17 protein-coding genes and 2 pseudogenes are annotated in these 20024 nt (G+C 72.0%); 6 read left to right on the top strand and 13 right to left on the bottom strand.

Annotated elements, in window-relative coordinates:
* Positions 1 to 123: 123 nt before the first annotated feature.
* On the top strand, positions 124 to 1056 hold the full coding sequence (locus tag AB0B50_RS03230; protein WP_362324658.1) for a LysR family transcriptional regulator: 933 nt from the start codon (positions 124 to 126) through the stop codon (positions 1054 to 1056).
* Positions 1057 to 1079: 23 nt separating this feature from the next.
* On the opposite strand, the gene AB0B50_RS03225 is transcribed toward AB0B50_RS03230, so the two are convergent.
* The 9 genes from AB0B50_RS03225 to AB0B50_RS03185 form a co-directional block, all read right to left on the bottom strand.
* Positions 1080 to 2102 carry a hemolysin family protein gene (locus AB0B50_RS03225; RefSeq protein ID WP_362324655.1) on the bottom strand — a complete coding sequence of 341 codons (1023 nt, stop codon included), beginning with the start codon at positions 2100 to 2102 and terminating at the stop codon, positions 1080 to 1082.
* The gene (locus tag AB0B50_RS03220) at positions 2099 to 3445 is read right to left on the bottom strand and encodes a hemolysin family protein (RefSeq protein WP_362324652.1); all 1347 of its coding nucleotides are present in this window, start codon (positions 3443 to 3445) and stop codon (positions 2099 to 2101) included. Before AB0B50_RS03220 ends, AB0B50_RS03225 begins: the two co-directional genes overlap by 4 nt.
* Positions 3446 to 3630: 185 nt before the next feature.
* On the bottom strand, positions 3631 to 4833 hold the full coding sequence (locus AB0B50_RS03215) for a glutamate--cysteine ligase (protein WP_362324649.1): 1203 nt from the start codon (positions 4831 to 4833) through the stop codon (positions 3631 to 3633).
* Positions 4834 to 4903: 70 nt separating this feature from the next.
* The gene (locus tag AB0B50_RS03210) at positions 4904 to 5314 is read right to left on the bottom strand and encodes a cysteine/serine endopeptidase inhibitor (RefSeq protein ID WP_362324646.1); all 411 of its coding nucleotides are present in this window, start codon (positions 5312 to 5314) and stop codon (positions 4904 to 4906) included.
* A 430-nt stretch (positions 5315 to 5744) separates the two neighbouring features.
* Positions 5745 to 7190, bottom strand: coding sequence for an argininosuccinate synthase (argG, locus tag AB0B50_RS03205; protein WP_362324643.1), 1446 nt, complete (start codon positions 7188 to 7190; stop codon positions 5745 to 5747).
* A gap of 136 nt (positions 7191 to 7326) precedes the next feature.
* Positions 7327 to 7797: a pyridoxamine 5'-phosphate oxidase family protein gene (locus AB0B50_RS03200; RefSeq protein WP_362324640.1), complete on the bottom strand. Its 471-nt coding sequence runs from the start codon at positions 7795 to 7797 to the stop codon at positions 7327 to 7329.
* 88 nt (positions 7798 to 7885) lie between these two features.
* Entirely contained in the window at positions 7886 to 8296 is a 411-nt protein-coding gene (locus tag AB0B50_RS03195) for a hypothetical protein (protein ID WP_362324637.1), read from the bottom strand.
* Between the two features lie 202 nt (positions 8297 to 8498).
* Positions 8499 to 9104 (bottom strand): hypothetical protein, encoded by a 606-nt coding sequence (locus AB0B50_RS03190; protein WP_362324634.1) that lies wholly within the window; start codon positions 9102 to 9104, stop codon positions 8499 to 8501.
* A gap of 213 nt (positions 9105 to 9317) precedes the next feature.
* Entirely contained in the window at positions 9318 to 9848 is a 531-nt protein-coding gene (locus AB0B50_RS03185; protein WP_362324631.1) for a hypothetical protein, read from the bottom strand.
* A gap of 117 nt (positions 9849 to 9965) precedes the next feature.
* Between AB0B50_RS03185 and AB0B50_RS03180 the strand changes: the two genes are divergently transcribed.
* The 5 genes and pseudogenes from AB0B50_RS03180 (at position 9966) to AB0B50_RS03160 (ending at position 14710) form a co-directional block, all read left to right on the top strand.
* Entirely contained in the window at positions 9966 to 12002 is a 2037-nt protein-coding gene (locus tag AB0B50_RS03180; protein WP_362324629.1) for a hypothetical protein, read from the top strand.
* A 10-nt stretch (positions 12003 to 12012) separates the two neighbouring features.
* Positions 12013 to 12090, top strand: a pseudogene (locus AB0B50_RS03175) (aldo/keto reductase); the annotation flags it as partial.
* 268 nt (positions 12091 to 12358) lie between these two features.
* The gene (locus AB0B50_RS03170; protein WP_362324626.1) at positions 12359 to 13213 is read left to right on the top strand and encodes a SigB/SigF/SigG family RNA polymerase sigma factor; all 855 of its coding nucleotides are present in this window, start codon (positions 12359 to 12361) and stop codon (positions 13211 to 13213) included.
* A gap of 105 nt (positions 13214 to 13318) precedes the next feature.
* The gene (locus AB0B50_RS03165; RefSeq protein ID WP_362324623.1) at positions 13319 to 13567 is read left to right on the top strand and encodes a hypothetical protein; all 249 of its coding nucleotides are present in this window, start codon (positions 13319 to 13321) and stop codon (positions 13565 to 13567) included.
* Positions 13568 to 13681: 114 nt separating this feature from the next.
* Positions 13682 to 14710, top strand: coding sequence for a PHP domain-containing protein (locus AB0B50_RS03160; protein ID WP_362324620.1), 1029 nt, complete (start codon positions 13682 to 13684; stop codon positions 14708 to 14710).
* A gap of 485 nt (positions 14711 to 15195) precedes the next feature.
* Here the strand turns inward: AB0B50_RS03160 and AB0B50_RS03155 are convergent, their stop codons facing one another.
* The 4 genes and pseudogenes from AB0B50_RS03155 to AB0B50_RS03140 all read right to left on the bottom strand — a co-directional run bounded on the left by AB0B50_RS03155 (position 15196) and on the right by AB0B50_RS03140 (position 19862).
* A complete protein-coding gene (locus tag AB0B50_RS03155) occupies positions 15196 to 16242 on the bottom strand; it encodes a methyltransferase (protein WP_362324617.1) in 1047 nt (348 codons plus the stop codon).
* 127 nt (positions 16243 to 16369) lie between these two features.
* A pseudogene (locus AB0B50_RS03150) lies at positions 16370 to 17329 on the bottom strand (MFS transporter); the annotation flags it as partial.
* A 126-nt stretch (positions 17330 to 17455) separates the two neighbouring features.
* Positions 17456 to 18685: a DegT/DnrJ/EryC1/StrS family aminotransferase gene (locus AB0B50_RS03145; RefSeq protein WP_362324614.1), complete on the bottom strand. Its 1230-nt coding sequence runs from the start codon at positions 18683 to 18685 to the stop codon at positions 17456 to 17458.
* A gap of 76 nt (positions 18686 to 18761) precedes the next feature.
* On the bottom strand, positions 18762 to 19862 hold the full coding sequence (locus AB0B50_RS03140) for a GNAT family N-acetyltransferase (protein ID WP_362324611.1): 1101 nt from the start codon (positions 19860 to 19862) through the stop codon (positions 18762 to 18764).
* Between the last annotated feature and the right edge of the window lie 162 nt (positions 19863 to 20024).

Raw genomic sequence — 20024 nt, 5'->3', positions numbered from 1 at the left:
CGCGGCGGCGTCCGGAGCCAGTTGACCCCGGCGCCTCGTCCCGACCAAGGTCCACTCCACTCGTACACTCATCAAGAATCGTGATGAATACGGGGCGTGCGGAACGTGCGGGGCGCACGACACGTGCGGGTCGAGTGGGAGCTGGTGGGGATGGAACTGCGGCAGGTCCGCTACTTCGTGGCGGTCGCCGAGGAACTGCACTTCGGGCGGGCCGCCGAGCGGCTGCACATCGTCCAGCCGACGGTCAGCCAGCAGATCCGGCGCCTGGAGCGCGAACTCTCCCTCGACCTCTTCGACCGCACCACCCGCCAGGTCACGCTCACCCCCGCCGGTGCGGCCTTCCTGCCCCACGCCCGCGCCGTCCTGGCCGCGCACCACGCGGCGCTGGACGCGATGGCCGACCTCCGCGCCGACGAGGAGTCGGTGCTGCGCATCGGCACCAGCGTCGGCCTGGGCGCCCACCTGGAGCGCGTCCTCGCCGCGCTCGCCGAGCAGGCCCCCGGCGTCACGGTGGAGTTGGTGAGCTCCCCGGCCGCCGCGCGGCTCAAGGCCGTCCGTGACGGCGAGCTGGACGCGGCGTTCGTCCGCGGCCGGGCGCACGGCCCTGGCCTCGGCCTCGGCCTCGATCTCGTCCCTGTCTGGCGGGACCCGCTCGTCGTGGCCCTGCCTGCGGCCCATCCGCTGGCCGCCCTCCCCGAGGTCCCGCTCGCCGAGCTGGCCGGGATGCCGTTGCGCCTCGTGCCTCGCGAGGCCAATCCGCACCTCGTCGACCTGCTCGTCGGGGCGTGCGCGGACGCCGGGTTCGAACCGGTTCAGGGGCCCGAGTTCACCACCGATCAGGACACCTTGGCTGCCATCGCGACCGGCGAGCCGAGCTGGACGGTCTTCTATGCCGCCCACACCCACTACCTGCCGAGCGGCCGCGCCGTCTTCCGCCCGTTCGCCCCACCGGTCCCGAGCGCCGAGACCTTCCTGGCCGTCCATCCGGCCACACCCGCACGCCGCCTCGCCCCGCTGCTCGGGGCCTGCCGGAACGAGGCGGCGTGCGACCGGTGATCAGGCGGCGGCGCGGACGGTGATCACACGGCCGCCGGTGCCGGTCCCACGAGTTCGCTCAGGACGTCCTCCATGGTCACGAAGCCCAGGACGGCCCCTGTCTCACCGGTGACGGCGGCGAGGTGGCTGTCCATGGCCCGCAGCGCGGTGAGGGTGTCGTCCAGCGGGGTGTCGATGCGGACGTGGGTGACGGGGTGCGGGGCGTCGGCCGGGAAGGGCCGGTCACGGTCGGCGACGCCGAGGGTGTCCTTGATGTGGAGGTAGCCGAGGAGCGCCCCGTGCGGTCCGGTGACCGGGAATCGGGAGTAACCCGCCCGGGCAGCCACCCGCTCCAACTGGGCCGGGGTGACGGTGTGTTCGACGGTACGCATCCTCGCCGCGGGGACGATGATCTCGCCGACCGGCCGCGTGCCCAGCTCCAGCGCGTCCCGCAGACGCTCCCCGTCGGCCGCCGAGAGCAGTCCGGCCTGGCTGGAGTCGACGACCATGCGGGCGAGCTGGTCGTCGGTGAAGACGGACTCGACCTCGTCCTTGGGCTCCACCCGCAGCAGCTTCAGGAGGGCGTTGGCGAAGGCGTTGATGCCGAAGACCAGCGGCCTGACGGCGCGGGTGAGGGCCACCAGAGGAGGGCCGAGCAGCAGGGCCGTCCGCGCGGGTGCGGCGAGCGCGATGTTCTTCGGGATCATCTCGCCGATCAGCATGTGCAGATATGTGGCCACGGCCAGCGCGATGACGAACGCGATCGGGTGGACGAGCGCGTGCGGCACGTGCGCGGCCTCGAAGGCGGGCTCCATCAGGTGGGCGATGGCCGGTTCGGCGACCGCGCCGAGCACCAACGAGGAGGCGGTGATGCCGAGTTGGGCGGTGGCCATCATGGCGGAGATGTGCTCGATGCCCCACAGGGTGATGCGGGCGCGCCGGTTCCCTTCCGTGGCGCGGGGCTCGATCTGGCTGCGGCGTACGGAGATCAGGGCGAACTCGGCGCCGACGAAGAACGCGTTGGTCAGCAGGGTCAGGGCCCCGATGACGAGCTGCAGCGTGGTCATCGGACCGCTTCCTCGCTCTCGTGCCGCTGCCCCGGGAGCGGGGCGGGCTCGGTGATCAGTACCCGGTCGGCGCGGTGGTGCTCGACGTCGAGGACGTCCAGGCGCCAGCCGCCTTCGAGTTCGAGGCTGTCGCCCTCGGCGGGGATGCGGGACAGGAGGGTGGCGACGAGTCCGGCCACGGTCTCGTACGGCCCTTCGGGCGCCCGGAGCCCTATGGCGGCGAGCCGGCCGACACGGACGCCGCCGTCCGCCTCCCAGGCGGCACGGCCGCCCTCGACCGCGCCGGCGGGCAGCAGGTCGGGAACCTCCATGGGGTCGTGCTCGTCGCGGACTTCGCCGACGACTTCCTCGACGATGTCCTCCACGGTGGCGACCCCGGCGGTGCCGCCGTACTCGTCGACGATCACCGCCATGGTGCGGGTGGCCCGCAGCCGCTCCAGGAGGCGGTCGGCGGAGAGGCTGTCGGGCACCAGGAGCGGCTCGGTGGCCAGTTCGGTGACCGGCGTGACGGCCCGCTCGCCCGGCTCCAGTGCGAGGACGTCACGGATGTGGACGGTTCCGATGACCTCGTCGAGGCTGTCGCGGTAGACGGGGAAGCGGGACAGGCCCGTCGCGTACGTGAGGTTCGCCGCGTCGGCGGCCGTGGCGTGCGCCTCCAGGGCGCGGACGTCGACGCGCGGGGTCATCACGTTCTGGGCCGTCAGCTCGCCCAAGTGCAGGGTGCGTACGAAGAGTTCGGCGGAGTCCGCCTCGATGGCGCCCTCGGCGGCCGACCGCTGGGCGAGGGCGACGAGTTCCTCGGGGGTGCGCGCGGAGGCCAGCTCCTCGGCGGGCTCCAGGCCGAAGCGGCGTACGACATGGTTGGCGGTGTTGTTCAGATGCCTGATGAAGGGCGCGAAGGCGGCGGTGAAGCCGCGCTGCGGCCCGGCCACCACCTTGGCCACGGCCAGCGGACGGGAGATCGCCCAGTTCTTGGGGACCAGTTCGCCGATGACCATCAGGACCACCGTGGAGAGGACCACCCCGAGGACGGTCGCCACCGACGACGCGGCCCCGCCGAGCCCGGCCGCCTCCAGCGGGCCACGGAGCAGTGTGGCGAGGGACGGCTCGGCGAGCATGCCGATCACTAGTGAGGTGACGGTGATGCCCAGTTGGGCGCCGGACAGTTGGAAGGTGAGGCGCCGCACGGCCTTCAGGGCTCCGCCGGCACCTCGCTCCCCCGCGTCGGCGGCGCGTTCGAGATCGCCGCGCTCGACCGTGGTCAGGGAGAACTCTGCCGCGACGAACAGGGCGCAGGCCAGGGTCAGGAGCAGGGCGAGGAACAACAGCAGGAGCTCGGTCACCGCGCCACCCCCGTTCCCTCACGCACTGGTCGCGGGCAGGGAGTGGCACGGCTGGTACTGGGAGGCTCACCCATCGCGGGTCTTGGGCCCCTTCTCGCTCGGGAGGGCCGTGGTGCCCTCGCCCACATCGTAAAAGAACGACAAAGCAGCCTGGTCAAGTGGCCTGCGCATGACCGGTGAACGGATCAGGCCGGTGCTGGACCCGGCGCCGGCGAGGTGGAGACGATGAGATGGTCGACGACGTCGGCGAGACTGTCCCGGCGTCGGTAGGCGGCGCGTTGTCGATGGGCCCCATTGCCGGCGGAGCGCAGTCGTGACCACCCTGCGCGGACCAGCTCCAGGTCCCCGTAGTGCCGCAGGGCCGGCTGGATCCATGCCAGGAGCTGTTCGACGCGCGAGGCAACGGGGATCAGGCGGCTGGTGGGCAGTTCGACGCTGACCCCGGACAGACCGTCGCGCGCCGCCCGCCAGCAGGCCGCGCGCAGGAGCTCAGGACGCGGACGCGGCGACGCCTCCCCCGCCACCACGGCCTGCAGCGTCGTCGCGACCATGGCTCTGACGATCGCGGAGGCCAGGAGCGTCTCGTCGGCGGTGGCGGCGGCGTCGGGCACCCGGATCTCCAGGGTCGGCACATGACTGGAGGGCCTGATGTCCCAGTAGAGACCCCGGATGTCGATGGCGGCGCCGGTCTCGATGATCCGCCCGGCGAGCTCCTCGAAGTGCGCCGGGGATTCGAAGTACGGCGGCGGTCCGCCGACGGGCCAGCGCGCCATGGCCATCGTGCGCCAGCTCGCATAGCCGGTGTCCTGCCCCGTCCAGTAGGGCGAGTTGCCGAGGAGGGCGATCAGGACGGGTATCCAGGGCCGCAGATGATTGCTGACCTGGAGGGCCCTGGCCAGGTCCGGTACCCCGACGTGGATGTGGCAGGCGCAGACGGTCTGTTCGTCGTCCAGCGCCTGGAAGGTCGCGACGCTCTTGGCGTACCGGATGCCGGGCGAGATGGGCGTCGGCACCGACTGGCCGAGGACGGGAGTCCCGCTGGAGATGATGCGCAGCCCCTGCCGGGCCGCGGCACGGGCGACGGCCGCCCGCATCGACCGTATCTGCTCGCCGAGTTCCCGCATGGCGGTGTGCGGTTCGGTCCGCGCCTCGATCTGATAGCAGGTCAGTTCCGGGCTGACCCGGTCGCCGAGGCCGAGCGAGGACGCCTGTTCCACCACCTTCTGCGCCTGTGGGCTGACCTGTCTGGTCATCGGATCGACCAGCAGGTACTCCTCCTCGACCCCGACGGTCAGAAGGTGCGGTGTTCCCGAAGCGGTGCGGTGCCGACCGTGGTCGGCGCTGAGGTGCTCTTTGGCGTCTCCTGCGCCGTCCGCTTGACTCGTCATGTCGGTCAGGGTCCCAGGAAAAGGGGCCGAACTGCAGGTCACGAGCAGTGCGGGTTCCCGGCTCCGCTGTCTATCGCACGAACTTCCACGTGATGCCGTTGATCACGCCGACGTCCAGCGGCGCGAGCCTGCGGAACGCTGTCTCGCTGAGGTCCACGTGTGTCGACGCGCAGGACGGACACTTGTCCCGCACCGGCACGGTGATCGTCCTGCCCTGGTAGGTCACCTGCACCGAAACACCCTTGCACAGCGGGTCGTTGTTCGGGTTCGCGCTGGTCCACCAGGCGGCGGAGACGGCGACCAGGTCCTGCGTGGACGCGTCGATGGGCGTGCCGCAGGCGCCGTAGCCCTTGTCGTTGTAGTAGGTGGCTTTTCCGGTCATCGGCTGGCCGATGGGTATGTCCGCGTGCGCCGTACCGGCGCCGAACGCGACACCGACCACCGCGGCGGCCACGACGCCGCTCCACCGTCTGAGCCTCATGAGGGGACACCCCGTTCCCGTTGCGGGCGCTCCCGCCGTCGAGAGCGCTCTCATGCGGCGGGAGCATGCTCGGGGCACCCACGAGCCGGCAAGGCGTCAAAGGGGCAAGTGGCTTCAACCCGACCTATGCCAGGGGCACTTGAGGATCGCGCGCACGTGAGCTCTGACGAGGCACGGAACATCGGAGGGACGACCGCCGTGCGCGTACGTGGCACAGGGCGGGGGAAGGCGCGATGCGTGCGCCACGGCCGCGCCCTGAGCCAGACGGGGCCGAGGAAGGGCCGGTCGACGCAAAGGCCGCCCCGATGCCCTTGTTCGGGCGTCGGGGCGGCCTTGTGCCGGTCGGGGCCGGGGCGGCCTTGTGCCGGTCGCGGTCGGGGCGGCCTTGTGCCCGTCGCGGTCGGGGCGGCCTTGTGCCGGTCGCGGTCGGTCAGTCCGTGCCGAACTCCATCGCGGCGCGGTCCAGCATCTCGTCGTCGCCGGAGACTTCGCCGCGGGAGGCGATGGCCTCGGCGCCGCCCTCCGGCATGGCGCCGATCAGACCGGTCGCGGCCGCCTGGGCCGCACCGATCGCGGGGTTGGCGCTGCCGATCAGGCCGATACCGGCGTACTGCTCCAGCTTGGCGCGCGAGTCGGCGATGTCGAGGTTGCGCATGGTGAGCTGGCCGATCCGGTCCACCGGGCCGAAGGCCGAGTCCTCGGTGCGCTCCATGGACAGCTTGTCCGGGTGGTAGCTGAACGCGGGGCCCGTGGTGTCGAGGATCGAGTAGTCCTCGCCGCGCCGCAGCCGCAGCGTGACCTCACCGGTGATCGCCGCGCCGACCCACCGCTGCAGCGACTCCCGCACCATCAGCGCCTGCGGGTCCAGCCACCGGCCCTCGTACATCAGTCGGCCGAGGCGACGGCCCTCGTTGTGGTACTGGGCGAGCGTGTCCTCGTTGTGGATCGCGTTGACCAGGCGCTCGTACGCGGCATGCAGCAGGGCCATGCCCGGGGCCTCGTAGATGCCGCGGCTCTTGGCCTCGATGATCCGGTTCTCGATCTGGTCGGACATGCCCATGCCGTGGCGGCCGCCGATGGCGTTGGCCTCCATCACCAGGTCGACGGCGGAGGCGAACTCCTTGCCGTTGATCGTCACGGGGCGGCCCTGGTCGAAGCCGATCGTCACGTCCTCGGTGGGGATCTCGACCGAGGGGTCCCAGAACTTCACACCCATGATCGGCTCGACGGTCTCGACACCCGTGTTGAGGTGCTCGAGAATCTTGGCCTCGTGCGTGGCGCCCCAGATGTTGGCGTCGGTGGAGTACGCCTTCTCCGTGCTGTCGCGGTAAGGCAGCTCGTGGGCGAGCAGCCACTCCGACATCTCCTTGCGGCCGCCGAGCTCGGTCACGAAGTCCGCGTCGAGCCACGGCTTGTAGATCCGCAGGTTCGGGTTGGCCAGCAGGCCGTACCGGTAGAAGCGCTCGATGTCGTTGCCCTTGAACGTCGAGCCGTCGCCCCAGATCTGCACGTCGTCCTCGAGCATCGCCCGGACCAGCAGGGTGCCGGTGACGGCGCGACCCAGCGGCGTGGTGTTGAAGTACGCACGCCCGCCCGAGCGGATGTGGAACGCGCCGCAGGTGAGTGCGGCCAGGCCCTCCTCGACCAGCGCCGCGCGGCAGTCGACCAGGCGCGCGATCTCGGCACCGTAGGACTTCGCACGGCCCGGCACCGAAGCGATGTCGGGCTCGTCGTACTGCCCGATGTCGGCGGTGTAGGTGCAGGGGACGGCGCCCTTGTCGCGCATCCACGCGACCGCGACGGAGGTGTCGAGACCGCCCGAGAAGGCGATGCCGACGCGCTCGCCGGCGGGGAGGGAGGTGAGGACCTTAGACATGGGAAGAGTATGCATCATCTCGCATGGTCATGCAAAGACGCTCCGAAAGCCCTGCAGGGTGCCTCCTGGGAACCCGGCTCTTCACCCTGCCGGGAGCCCCCTGGGAACCGGGCTCTTCCGCTCGCGTCGACCGGCCCTACCGGCGCCGCTCCAGCCACTCGCCGTCACGCATGATCAATCTGCCGCGCAGCTCACCCTCACCGCGCCAGGCGCGTACGGTCCTCGGCGTCACGCGCAGATACACGTAGGCGCCCTCCTCCGTGCGCGGATCCCAGCCGAACTCGGCCGCGAAGGCGTCGGCGGCTGCGGTCGGCACGCGCTCCGCAGGGAAGCACTCCGCCTCCCCCTGCAGGAGCACCACGTCGAAGGTGTCGGGGAGCGCCAGGCGTACGCGTGGTTCCTTGCGTACGTTCCGCACGGTCGCGGAGGCTTCGGCGGTGCACATCCACAGCGCACGCTCGTGCCACGAGAACCACAGGGGCACTTGATGCGGGCCGTGGTCGGGGTGGGCCGTGCTCACCCATATGTCGCGCTCGCCGCCAAGCCGTCCGAGGGTGTCGCGGCGGCGTTCCAGCAGGTCACGAGGGGTACTTCCGGAGTTCTGCATGAGCGCCGACCCTAGTCGGCACACCCCGTGCGCACCTGGGGCCGAGGACCTACGTCCAGCGGCCCACGACCAGCACGACCAGGCGCGTTCAGGCGGCCCCGTCGTACGGCGTTATGCGACGGTACGCGGCGCGCGCGGAGCGGATACGGGCCACCGCCGTGCCGATGAGGGCCGCCGCCAACAGGCAGGCCACCCACCCGGGGTCCCGGTGCCCGGCCCAGGAGAGCTCCCCGGTGGGGTGGACGGCGAAGACGTTGAGGAGGGCCCAGCACAGCAGGGCCGTCCCCGGTGCCGCGGCGAAGCGGCCGAGCATTCCGAGCAGGGCGGCCAGGACGGACAGCGCGGCGAGGGCGAGCCCGGTGCGGTCGAGGGCGCCGAGCAGGTCGAGCGTGCCCACAAGCGCCAGGGAGCCCCAGCCTGCCGCCGTCCAGACGAACGGTGTGGCCATGGGTTCGGGAACGGCCCGTGCGCCCTTGGCGATGTACCGCCACTCCACCACCGTCGTTTCCTCCCCAACACCGGGGGTCGGGCGCGAGCCCGGCCCCCGGCCTCTCCCCAGCCGATTCCTCGTACGACGAGACCACGGCTCCGGCGAGGAGCACAGGCGTGGTCTTGTCGGGCGATTGTCCCACCTCAGCCCGGGGATGCCGAGGTCGGTCCCGACAGCCGCCACGCCTGTGGGAGACGGCGGAGGACCCGGCTCACCAGAGCTTGTTCACCGCCGTGGCCGTCGTGGTCTTGAAGTCGGCGACCTGGGCATCGGCGAAGCCGCCCATCTGGCCCCAGGTCACGAGCGTCACGGTGTTCCCGTCACGCCCCACGGAGAACAGGTTGATGTCCGAGGCGCCCCACGAGGTGACGGTGTGGACGCCGTAGACGTGCGCCCCCTCCTCGGCGGCGACCTTGCCGTAGTACTTCTGCTCGGCGGTCGTGCCGGGGTCCAGCTTCATCACCGTCTCCGCACAGCTGTCGAGCTTCTTGCGGAGCAGCCCGGCGAAGTCCTTGGCCCGCTGCTCACTGCGCTCGACCACGGTGACCTGGAGGGCGCCGGTGTCGTAGTCGGTGCGGTAGGCGCGGTGGACCGAGGTCGAGGGCAGTGCCTCGCCGACGCACATCGGCAGCGGGTCCGGCTGCCCGGCGGTGACCGGTCCCGCGGTCCAGGCCGACGAGGCGTGCGGCGGCAGCTCCTTCGGGGCCAGGAAGCGGGGGGCGTCGGCCGCGGCGGCCGGCACGGTGGACGCGGCCACACCTGCCGCTGCCAGCGCGGCACCGACGGCGAACAGTCCCTTGTTCAAACGCATGCTCATCTCCACGGTCTTCCCCCATGTCAGTTGGTCGTACTGCCGGTCAGGTCGCTTGCCCACAGCGGCAGTTCGGGCGCCCGGAGCCGCCCTTTGATCTCTCGCCTCATACGACCACCGACCCCCGAAACCCGTTGCGCGGCCTGACGTCACAGCTCTGTCTCCGGTGTCACCGAACAGCAACAGCCCACCGCCACAAGGGAGTCGCACATCATGGGCTCACCCGGCAAGCGCACACAGCCACTCGTTCAGCCCAACGAAGTCCGTGTCACCGAGCCCGAATCGGGGGTCGACGCGGTGGAGCAGGGCGGGGCCGGAGTGGTGTCTCGCCACCCAGGCCCTGTCCACGTCGCCGATCTCGTCGTCGACCCACGCGAAGGCACGGCCCGCGGCGCGTTCCACAAGGGCACGGGTCTTCCAGTGGAGTCCGACTCGCTCGTCCGCGTCCGACGGCTCGGGCCAGTTCACCAAGGGCAGCGGGGGCAGCCCGATCCGCGGAGCGACGTACTCGTTCGCCTCCTCCATCCATGTCGTGGCCCACACCAACTCGCAGGGCAGAGCCAGCAGTCGGGCCCCGAGCGCGGGGTCGGCCCTGGCCAGGAGCGGGTTCGCCGCGTCCTCCCGCAGGCCGGGCCCTGCCGGGTACGTCGGATATCCGTCGGGAAGGTCCTGCGGCGTCGCCCCGAAGGGGATCAGGGGTCCGTCGACGTCGAGAAAGAGCAGGGGACGGCGCAGTGCCGAATTGATCATGGTGCAACGCTACCGACCCGCCGCCGACCACGACAGAAGCTGTGACCATCGCACGATTCACTCGTTTGAAGGAGGTCAGGACGCAACGTCGTCAGCCTTCGGAAGGCTCCTTGATCGATGAGCGCATCGCAGCGGCGGCGCCGGGCCGAGGCGCCACGGCCCGTGGCCCTCGACCAGGCCGAGACCGTCATCGTCGACCACTACACACGTCTCGTACGCCTCGCCTACCTCACCCTGCCCGGCACCCTCACCAGACACCGGCGCGTCCTCACCGCCCACGCCCTGGTACAGCGTGCCCTCCCCGGCTTCCGGGCGCGGCGGGCCGCACCGAAGGTTCCCGAACCCCGGCAGGGCGGGGCCGGCCGGGCCGGAACGGCATGGATGACCGAGCGCGTTCTGTGCGCCGTGCTGGCCCACGACCGGCGGCCGCGCGGGTGGCCGAGCCAACTGCCGCCGCCCCGTGGACTGCGGCCCATGCTCCCGCTCGTCTGGGGGCTGCGCCTGTTCCCGCGCGCCGGCGGTACCGAGGAGATCGAGCTGGCGCAGGTCCTCGCGCAGGTCTCCGCCCCCGCCCGCGCGGCGTTCGTGCTGTGTGGTCTCGACGGCCTGCCCCGCACCGAGGTCGCCGAACTGCTCGCCACCGCGGACGTGCCCGACCCCGAGGAGGCGCTGCGCACCGCCGAAGGCGTGAAGCGGAGCGTGGGCGAGGCTGCGGGAGCGCTCCTGCGGTCACAGGAGTTCGACGCCTGTTCCGTGCAGACCCGGCCCACCGACCTGCTGCGCCGCAGACGCCGCTTCCGGCTCGCCTGGTGCGCCGCGGGGGTCGTCGTCCTCGGTGGTGCGGCACTCATAGCGGTCGGCCCCGCCCCCTCGGACGAGCCGTCGCGGCCCTCGGGCGGGCCTCCCGCGATCAGCGCCGCCGCCCTGCTGCGCACGCCGCCCGGCGACTGGGCCGACACCTCCCGGGTCGACTTCACCGCCTGGCCCGCACGCGGCTCCCGCGCCGACGACCGCGCCCTGCTCACCCGCGCACTCTCCATCTGGACCGACCCGCCGCGCGGCACCCGCGTCGACTCCACCACGACCACCTCCACCGAACCGCCGTCCAGGACAACGCAGTTGCTGTACGCCGATGACGTGGGCCGGGAGACGGTCGTCCTGTTCCACGACGGGCGCCGCGTGGTCCGTTACGCCGAGCCGGACTCCGCGTCCGAGCCCGTCTCCCTGGACTTCGCCCGCGCCGACGACGCCGACGTGACCACGGCGGCGGCGCTCGCCGTGGGCCGCGAGGGCGGCAAGGTCCGCTACCTCACCGCTCCCTGGATCGCGCAGGCGCAGACACGCGACCTGCTGCGCCCCAACGCCCCCGGCCGCCCTCTCGACGTGTCGGACGAAGGCCTCACAGCCCCGGTCGACGAACCGCCGGGCGCGGACTCGGACTCGGGCCCGAACTCGAACTCGAACTCGGGCTCGGGCTCGGGCCCGAACTCGTGCGACAGCCTTCCCGTGCTGCAACTGCGTTCCTCCGCAAGGATCGTGGAGAAGCACGCCTTCCTCGTGGCCGACCTCGGCGACCTCTCCCCCGTGCACCTCAGCTACACACCCCTGCCCGGCTCCGGCGCACCCGCACGCCAACCCCGCGAGGCCACCGGCCGAGCGGCACTGCTGAGTTGGGCCCGCGGCGCGTGCCGACTGCCGCAGCTGCGCGGCAGCGGCGTACGGTCCGTCAACCACTGGGACTTCGCGGAACAGAACCTGCCCGAGGACGCCGGCCGGGCCGTGTGGTCCTGCACACGCGCCTCGACCTGGCGCGGGCCCGGCAGCGTACTCATCCAGTTCCGCACGTCCACCGAGTCCGCGACGGCGCCCGCGAAGCTGGTCGGACAGGCCCGGTCGACCGCCGCCTGCAGCCGATTCGGCCAGCACGTGGTGGCGGGCACGGCCTGGACTGCGGGCTCCGGGCACCGCTACCTCCTGGCCGCGGGCAGCCGTCAGGTCACCGGGATCTCCGTCACCGGGGACGTCGAGACCGACCGGCGCGGCCGCACCCTGGCCGTCCGCGCCCCCAAGGACGCCCGGGTGACGGTGCGGGCACGACTGACGGACGGCGCGTCGCTGGCCGAGGTGGGCGCGGCAGCCCGAGCGGCCCGATGAGGCGCCCGGCCAGGACGAGGCCACTGCCCTCGTCGACGCCGCCCTCGATGCCGGGATCAATCTGATCGACACCGCCGACGTGTACGGCACGACACACCGCCCGCGCTGCTCGACCCGTCACCGCGCCGCCGCTGATCGGCAGAGTTCCTCGCGAACTCCACCCGTCGCGACGCGACCTCGCCCGCGTCGCGACGGGTTCCGTTTGAGCACAGACGCGAAGGGCAGACGAATGTCGTGCTTCGGACTGGAGGCGCGTTCGCGGGAGCGGTGTGTTCACTCCCGGTGGATGCCTGACGCCGGGGCACCCCGTCTCTCGCGGTCCATCAGTAGTCGGCACCGTTGAGGAGCGATTTCAGATGCTTACCGACGCCACCACCCGCCCTCGCACGCCGGCCCGCCCTCGCACGGCGGCCCGGCGCTCGCACCACGACGCCCCCGACACCACGGACGCATTCGCCCGCCTCACCTCCCTCGACGACGGCCCCGAACGGGACCTGCTGTGCGAGGAGATCGTGGAGGCATGGCTGCCGATGGCCCACCGCATCGCCGGCCGGTTCCGCAACAAGGGCGAGGCGGCGGAGGACCTTCAGCAGGTCGCCGCGATGGGCCTGGTGAAGGCCGTCCATCGGTACGAGCCCGGCCGCGGGGCCTTCGAGAGTTACGCCGTGCCGACCATCACCGGCGAACTGCGACGCCACTTCCGCGACCGCATGTGGGACGTCCGCGTGCCCCGGCGCGTCCAGGACCTGCGCAACAAGGTTCGCGTCGCGCGCCGCGAGCTCCTCGAACAGCCGAGCAGCGGCCGAGAGCCGGGCATCACGGCGCTCGCCGAGCAGGCGGGTCTGACCGAGGACGAGGTCCGCGACGGGATGGAGGCCATGGAGGGGTACAACGCCCTGTCCCTGGACGCCGAGGTCTCGTCCACCGAGCCCGACGGGTTCAGCCTCGCCGACACGCTCGGGGCGACCGATCCGGCGTACGACTCCATCACCGACCGGGAGGCCGCGAAGACGGGCCTACGCGCGCTCCCCGAACGCGAGCGGACCATCCTGTACCTGCGCTTCTTCGAGGACATGACGCAGAGCCGGATCGCGAAGGAGCTCGGCATCTCGCAGATGCACGTCTCGCGCCTGCTCTCCCGCAGCTGCGCCCTCGTACGCGAGGAGGCCACCGGCGGCGCGGACGACATGGCGCGCTCCCGGGCCGCGTGATCTGCCACGACCTGCGGATTGACGTGGAGACCTCTCGGGAACCCGCCCCACCCCGCCCCACCCCGCCCCACCCCGCCCCACCCCGCCAAGGAACGGAGTAGCACCATGAACCAGCAGAACCCCCCGTCCGTCGGCCAGGACGGCGACCCCGTGCCCAGGGACCTGCCGGATCAGCAGGCCTCGGAGGGGGCCGCCCCCTGGGACGTGGACGAGGAGACCGCCACCACGGGCAACGCGCCGGACTCCGACGACGACGTGCCCGACACGAGCGAGGCCGGGACCGGGCGGCGCGGCACACCCGATCCTCATGAGTCGGGGCAGGAATCCCCTGAGCCCGAGGAGCCCTCCGGCTGAGGGCCCTGCCGCCCGCCGTGCCGCGCCGCCGCTCCTGGGCGACGCTGGAACGGAACGGACGCCCTGGAACGACACGGACGCCGCGCGTTCGCTCACCGGTGGCCGGAGGTGCCGATGGAGCCCGTGGAAGCGCTGGAGCGGATCGCGTTCCTGCTGGAGCGCGGCCGTGCCCCCACCTACCGCGTACGGGCCTTTCGCACCGCGGCCGCCGTGGTCGCGGGGCTGCCCGAGGACGAGGTCGCCCGGCGCAGCGCCCAGGGGTCCCTGGAGTCGCTCAAGGGGATCGGGCCGAAGACCGCGGGGGTGATCCGCGAGGCGCTGGCGGGTGACGTGCCGGGATATCTGGAACGGCTCGAAGGCGAGGCCGAGGAGCCCCTGGCCAAGGGCGGCACGCGACTGCGGGAGCTCCTGCGCGGCGACTGCCACCTGCACTCCGACTGGTCCGACGGCGGCAGTCCGATCGAGGAGATGGGCCGTGCCGCCCGGGCCATCGGCCACGAGTGGGCCGTGCTCACCGACCACTCGCCGCGACTGACCGTCGCGCGCGGCCTGTCGCCGGAGCGGCTGCGCGAGCAGCTGGAGGTGGTGACCGACCTCAACACGCGCTGGGCGCCCTTCCGGCTGCTCACGGGCATCGAGTGCGACATCCTCGACGACGGCTCCCTCGACCAGGAGCCGGAGCTGCTCGACCGGCTCGACGTGGTGGTCGTTTCGGTGCACTCCCAACTGCGCATGGACGCATCCGCGATGACGCGGCGTCTGGTCGCCGCCGTGAGCAACCCCCGGGCCGACGTGCTCGGGCACTGCACCGGCCGGCTCGTCGCCGGGCGCGGCAGGCCCGAGTCGCGGTTCGACGCGGACGAGGTGTTCGCCGCGTGCGCGGCCGCGCGGACGGCGGTGGAGATCAACAGCCGCCCCGAACGCCTCGACCCGCCACGCCGTCTGCTGCGCCGCGCGGTGGACGCGGGCGTCCTGTTCTCCATCGACACCGACGCCCACGCGCCGGGCCAGCTGGACTGGCAGGTGATCGGCTGCGCGCGGGCCGAGGAGTGCGGGGTGCCCGCCGCGCGCGTGGTGACGACTTGGACGGCGGAGGACGTGCTGGCCTGGACTCGGGAGAGCCGGGCGAGGGCCGCTTCCTGACCTTCGGCAGCCTGGACGACGACGCGCTTCCGGTCGGACACGGCAGCCTGGACGGGCCACTTCCCCGGTGAGACACTCCCCGCCACGGAAGCACCCTGGTGCCCGATGGGGGGTGGTCACGGGACATGCCGTCCTTCCCGCAGTTCCCGCACATCTCCCTTTCGGCGTCGGACACGGCTGCTTCCTCCCCCACCGTCGACCCGGTCGTCGAGGCGCTCCTTGGCCTTCGGGGCGGTGCTGCAACGCGTGGTGCGTCTGGCGCTCGGCACACGGGTCGAGTCAGGACGTCACCCTGGTCGCCCACGGCGCCGGGGTGCGGCTCCTCAACTGCTCCCTCACCGGCTTGGACGCCCGCCGCTCCGTGACCGACCGGTTCCTCCGGACTTCCGCCTCCGCAACATCGTCCTGCCGGCACATCGTCCTGCCGGCGCCCGCCTGTCGGCCTCCCGATCCACGAGCGGTGACCGTCGCGGTCCGCGCCGAGGTCAGTCGTCCGTTCTGGTCGCCTCGATGACGCACATCGGCCCCGTCGTCTCCACGACGCGGTCGAGGCGGAAGCCCGCTCCGGACAGCAGCGTCCGCCAGTCCTCGCGGACGCGTTCGCGGCCGTCCAGCATGCCCATCATCGTCAGGTCCAGCAGGGTCGCGACCTCGGGGGCCGTGCCCTCGCCGAGCACGGTCTCGACGAGGTAGAGGCGGGCTCCGGGGTCGGCCGCGCGGTGGATGCGGTCCAGGATCGTGGCGCACTGCTCGTCGTTCCAGTCGTGGAGGATGAAGCAGGCCAGGTAGGCGTCGGCGCCGTCCGGCACGCTCTCGAAGAAGCTGCCGCCCTGTGTGCCGATCCGGTCGGCGACCCCGGCCTTGTGGAGCACCGGGTCGGCGCCCTCGACGACGTGCGGCAGGTCGAAGACGGTGCCGTGCAGGTGCTCGTGACGCCGGGCCAGGTCCGCCAGTGCGGTGCCGTCGGCGCCGCCGATGTCGACCAGGTGCCGCACCCCGCTCAGGTCCAGGCTGTCGAGGGCGTCCTGGCGCAGCGTGGTCATCAGGTCGCTCATCGCGGCGCTGAAGCCCGCGACGCGGTCCGGTTCCTCGGCGATCCAGTCGAAGAACGGCTTGCCCAACTCCCGCTCGGCGGCGGGCACTCCGTCGTGCAGTGTGGACCAGAGTCCGGCAAAGGGCCGGTAGTGGGTGTCCATCCACATCAGGGCCACATCGCGCAGCGAGTCCCCCGAGTCGCTGCGCAGGGTGTGCCCCAGCGGGCCGAGACCGACGGTGTCGCGGTCCGCATCGAAGTCGAAGACCTGCTCGGTGGCGAGGCTGCGGACCAGTCGCCGCAGCAGGTCGGTGCGCACGCCCGCGGCCTCGGCGGCCTCAGGCACCGGCCTGGGGCCGTCGGCCAGATGGTCGGCCACGCCCGCGCGGGCGACGACGTACAGGGCCTGGGAGATCTGGAAGCCACCGAGCAGGCGCAGCATGGCGACGGCCGGAGTGCGCGTACCGGAGGCGGAAGAGGAGGGTCCGTTCTGCAGCATGATCGGAGACCTACCCGATTCATGATCGAGTGCACCCTCTCTCCCGTCTGTGGCCGAAAGGTCCCCGCGGCCGGGTACCGATCAGGCCGCCGCCCTCTGGCCGATCAGGCCCCCTCCGACCGGCCTGTCAGGCCCTGGCCTCCGGCACCTCCGAGGCGGTCACCGGCGCCGGGGCCCCGGCCGGTTCGGGCCGCGCCGCCGGTCGCACGGGGATGAGCGAGGCAAGGGCAGCGGCCGCCAGGCCCACGCCGCAGCCGATCGCCATGGCGACGCGGAAGCCGTTCTCGGAGGGCAGGGTGTAGCCGCCGAAGCCGGTGGTCATCTGGGCCAGGACCACACCGATCACCACGGCCGATACCGAGCTGCCGATCGATCGCATCAGGGTGTTGAAGCTGTTGGCCGACGCGGTCTCCGAGGGCGGGACCGCGCCCATGATCAGGGCGGGCATCGCGCCGTAGGCGAAGCCGACTCCCGTGTTGCAGACGATCGTCACGGCCAGCAGGCTCCACGTGGATCCCGAGCTGATCAGGGGCAGGGCGAGGCCGTAGCCCGAGGCGATGACCAGACTGCCCACGGCGAGCGTGACCTTGGGGCCGCGGACGGCGGAGAGCTTGGCGCCCAGGGGTGACATCGCCATCATCATCAGGCCGGCCGGAGCCATCCACAGCCCCATGGCGACCATCGACTGGCCGAGGCCGTACCCGGTGGCTTCGGGGAGCTGCAGGAGCTGGGGGACGACCGGGGACTGGGCGTACATGGAGAATCCGACCAGGATCGAGACCACGTTCGTCATCAGGACCTGGGGTCGGGCGGTCACGCGCAGATCGACCAGCGGGTCGTCCCTGCGCAGTTCCCACCAGGCCCAGGCAAGGAGCGTGACGACCGCCGCGGCGAACAGGCCCAGCGTGGTGGCGCTCCCCCAGCCCCAGTCGGCGCCCTTGGAGACGGCGAGCAGCAGGCAGACCAGGCCGACACCAAGGCCGACGGCGCCGAGCAGGTCGAAGCCGCCGGGCGCGGTGTTCTTCCTGTCCTCGGGTACGAGGGTGCGGATCAGGGCGGCGACGGCCAGCGCCAGTGCGGCGACGACCTCAACCGCGACATCGAACGGCTCGACGGCCGCCCCTGGCTCCGCGACTGACGTTTGCGGGCGCCTGCCTGATCACCGGATCTCCAGCGGCTCCGAACCGGCCTCTACCGGCTCGGAACCGGACCTCTACTGGCTCAGCGGAGTGGGCGGCGTGGACTCCGGAACCGGGGCGGCGAGCGGTGGATGGGCCGGGCCCGCCTTCTCCTTCGTCAGCGCCTTGGTGATCCTGCGCGCAAGCAGCGGATCGGCCGGAAGGACATGGGAGGCGAACCAGCGGGCGGCCGTCGGGTCGGGCGAGGGTTCGACGAACTCCGCGCCCGCGTAGTCGTCGAGCGGAGGGTCGTAGACGTACCCGGCGACCACGCCGTGCCGCACCAGGCGGTCCAGCAGGACGTCCCGGTCGTGGACCAGAAGCGGAACCCGAAACAGGGGATGCGGAGCGCCGCCCGCGGGCCGGTCGCGGAGCGCCGGGGACGCCCAGGCGGTGCCCGACAGCAGCGCGGCACCGACCCTCCGCCGGGCGAGGTCCGCGTCGAGCCGGTCCGTCCGCAGCTTCAACTGCCCGCGCACAAGGGGTCCGTGACGGGAGCGGAAGCCGTGCAGGTCGACGCGTATCCACGGTTCGTACGCGGTCAGGCTCGGCGCCTTGGCCGCGCAGTCGGCGAGGCGGGGCGCGTGCAGGTCCATGCGGAACTCGTCGCGCTCCAGCATTCCCAGGTGCTGCATCGTGCGCCACACGGGCCGCACCAGATGCAGGGTGCGGACGCCCGAGCGGGCCAGCGGGCGCAGCGTGGTGGTCAGGTCGGCGCGCAGGCTGCGGGGCACCAGGAGTTCATCGCGCGCCCGTTCCAGCTCCCGCCGGGTGCGGGCGTCCTCGACGGCGAGGAAGCCTCCGGCCATGGCCGCCACGTGCTTGGAGAGGCTGAAGGCCGCCGCCCTGCCGAAGGTACCGACCGGCTGCCCGTCCACCCGGGTGCCGATCGCGTGGGCCGCGTCCTCGAACAGGGGGATGCCCAACTGGTCGCAGCGGCGGCGCAGTTCCACCACGCGGTCCGGCATCCCGTACAGATTGGTGGTCAGGACGGCGTCCACGGTGCGCCAGGTCGACTCCGGTACGGCGGCCGGGTCGATGTTGCCGTCCGTCGGGGACACGGGGGCCTGGACCGGGCGCAGTCCGGCCGCGAGGACCACGAAGAGGATCACGTCGTCGTTCACCGGTGACATCAGCACGCGTGCACCCGGTCTGCACCAGTGCCGCAGCGCCAGGTACAGGGCCAGCCGCGCCGAGGGGGTGTAGACGCATTCGCGTCCCAGTCGCTGGGTCATCACCGCGGCGAGCCGCGATCCGTACGACATCCTCACCTCTTCTGTCGAAGGGTCGTTGAAGCGCAACACCGTTTGGGGGGTGGGGTCTTGGACACGGGAGGTGCGCTCAGCGCCCCTTGGACGCCGCCCTGCCCGACGTCCGCATCCCGCCGACCGTCTTCAGGAGCTTGTCCGCGGGCTCCCGCAGCCGGGGATGGGCCAGGACCGTGTTCCGCAAGCCCCGCACAGGTCTGCGCCAGAGACGGTGCGCGGCCGCCACCGGGTGGGGGCGGCTCGCGAAGCCCTCCCCCACGCGCAGGTCGCGGGTCTTGAGCCAGTCCTTGTACTCCTTCTCGCCCCGCCCCATGTCCATGATCCGCACACCCTCCCTGCCCGCGGACTCGGCCATCCGCAGATGCATGAGCAGTCCGGGCGAGTAGTAGCGGAAGTCGGGGTCGTACGCGGTGAACCAGGCGGCGAAGACCGTGCCGGAGGTCGGCCCGAAGTGGGCTGCCACCGGCCGGTCGCCCGCGTAGACCACGGACAGCATGCCGGTGAAGTGCTCCTCGCGGACCTGGAAGAGGTGCTCGACGAGGTCGACGATCCACGGCCGGGCGAACCGGTCCATGCGTCCCGTCCTGCGGTACTGGGCGGACTTCCAGCGCATGAGCGTGCGCAGGACCTCCGGGTCGCGCTCGTCGTAGACGAACCGCATCTCGCCCACGTCGCGGCTCAGGCGGCGCTCCTTCTTCAGCGTCGTCTTGGCCAGTCCCGGGTAGGCGCCGCGCAGCCACTCCGCGTAACTCTCCTCGCCGACCTTCAGGTCGAGCACCGGAGAGGCGAAGGTACCGGTGACATGGCTGCCGAAGGGCCTCTGCTCCTCGACGAGGTGGTCGAACTCGAAGACGGACAGGCCGCAGGCGTGCAGCAGTTCGCGGGCGTCCCAGGTGACGCCGGGGCGGTGCACGAGGGCCTGGCAGTCGGAGAGGCCGAGACCTATGGCCCTGCCGATCCCGAAGGCGTTGCGCTCGTAGGGGAAGAAGCCGACGGGTTCGCCGTTCTCCCGCAGGACCGCGAGCCGCGCGCCGCCGCGGTGCCGGGCGACGCCGACCGCGAACTCCGGCGCCAGGAAGGGGTTGGCGTACTGGGGCGACTCGTCCATCGTCCGGTGCCAGGCCGCGCGGAGCGGGTCGCTCAGGTCGTCGAGGCCGTGGGTCGTGATGTCCATCTCAGGCCGACCGCCCTTCCGCGGTCGCCCCGCACGACGTGTCCGCCGAGGCACCGGCCCGTGAAGTGTGCGGTTCAGCGCCCATGGCTGTCGTGACTGTCGTGGCTGTCGTGACTGTCGTGGCTCTCCCGGATCTGACGGATCTCATGGATGACCGCTCCC

Origin of the sequence: Streptomyces sp. NPDC041068 (assembly GCF_040647455.1) — a bacterium.
GTDB lineage: Bacteria > Actinomycetota > Actinomycetes > Streptomycetales > Streptomycetaceae > Streptomyces.
This window is presented reverse-complemented; position numbering and strand designations above follow the sequence as displayed.

What these genes read in the sequence shown, in the direction of transcription:
- AB0B50_RS03145 (WP_362324614.1), bottom strand. Translation starts at nt 18,685, where the DNA reads ATGTCGTACGGATCGCGGCTCGCCGCGGTGATGACCCAGCGACTGGGA.
- AB0B50_RS03215 (WP_362324649.1), bottom strand. Translation starts at nt 4,833, where the DNA reads ATGACGAGTCAAGCGGACGGCGCAGGAGACGCCAAAGAGCACCTCAGC.
- AB0B50_RS03170 (WP_362324626.1), top strand. Translation starts at nt 12,359, where the DNA reads ATGCTTACCGACGCCACCACCCGCCCTCGCACGCCGGCCCGCCCTCGC.
- AB0B50_RS03185 (WP_362324631.1), bottom strand. Translation starts at nt 9,848, where the DNA reads ATGATCAATTCGGCACTGCGCCGTCCCCTGCTCTTTCTCGACGTCGAC.
- AB0B50_RS03155 (WP_362324617.1), bottom strand. Translation starts at nt 16,242, where the DNA reads ATGCTGCAGAACGGACCCTCCTCTTCCGCCTCCGGTACGCGCACTCCG.
- AB0B50_RS03165 (WP_362324623.1), top strand. Translation starts at nt 13,319, where the DNA reads ATGAACCAGCAGAACCCCCCGTCCGTCGGCCAGGACGGCGACCCCGTG.
- AB0B50_RS03180 (WP_362324629.1), top strand. Translation starts at nt 9,966, where the DNA reads ATGAGCGCATCGCAGCGGCGGCGCCGGGCCGAGGCGCCACGGCCCGTG.
- AB0B50_RS03225 (WP_362324655.1), bottom strand. Translation starts at nt 2,102, where the DNA reads ATGACCACGCTGCAGCTCGTCATCGGGGCCCTGACCCTGCTGACCAAC.
- AB0B50_RS03160 (WP_362324620.1), top strand. Translation starts at nt 13,682, where the DNA reads ATGGAGCCCGTGGAAGCGCTGGAGCGGATCGCGTTCCTGCTGGAGCGC.
- argG (WP_362324643.1), bottom strand. Translation starts at nt 7,190, where the DNA reads ATGTCTAAGGTCCTCACCTCCCTCCCCGCCGGCGAGCGCGTCGGCATC.
- AB0B50_RS03140 (WP_362324611.1), bottom strand. Translation starts at nt 19,862, where the DNA reads ATGGACATCACGACCCACGGCCTCGACGACCTGAGCGACCCGCTCCGC.
- AB0B50_RS03210 (WP_362324646.1), bottom strand. Translation starts at nt 5,314, where the DNA reads ATGAGGCTCAGACGGTGGAGCGGCGTCGTGGCCGCCGCGGTGGTCGGT.
- AB0B50_RS03200 (WP_362324640.1), bottom strand. Translation starts at nt 7,797, where the DNA reads ATGCAGAACTCCGGAAGTACCCCTCGTGACCTGCTGGAACGCCGCCGC.
- AB0B50_RS03190 (WP_362324634.1), bottom strand. Translation starts at nt 9,104, where the DNA reads ATGAGCATGCGTTTGAACAAGGGACTGTTCGCCGTCGGTGCCGCGCTG.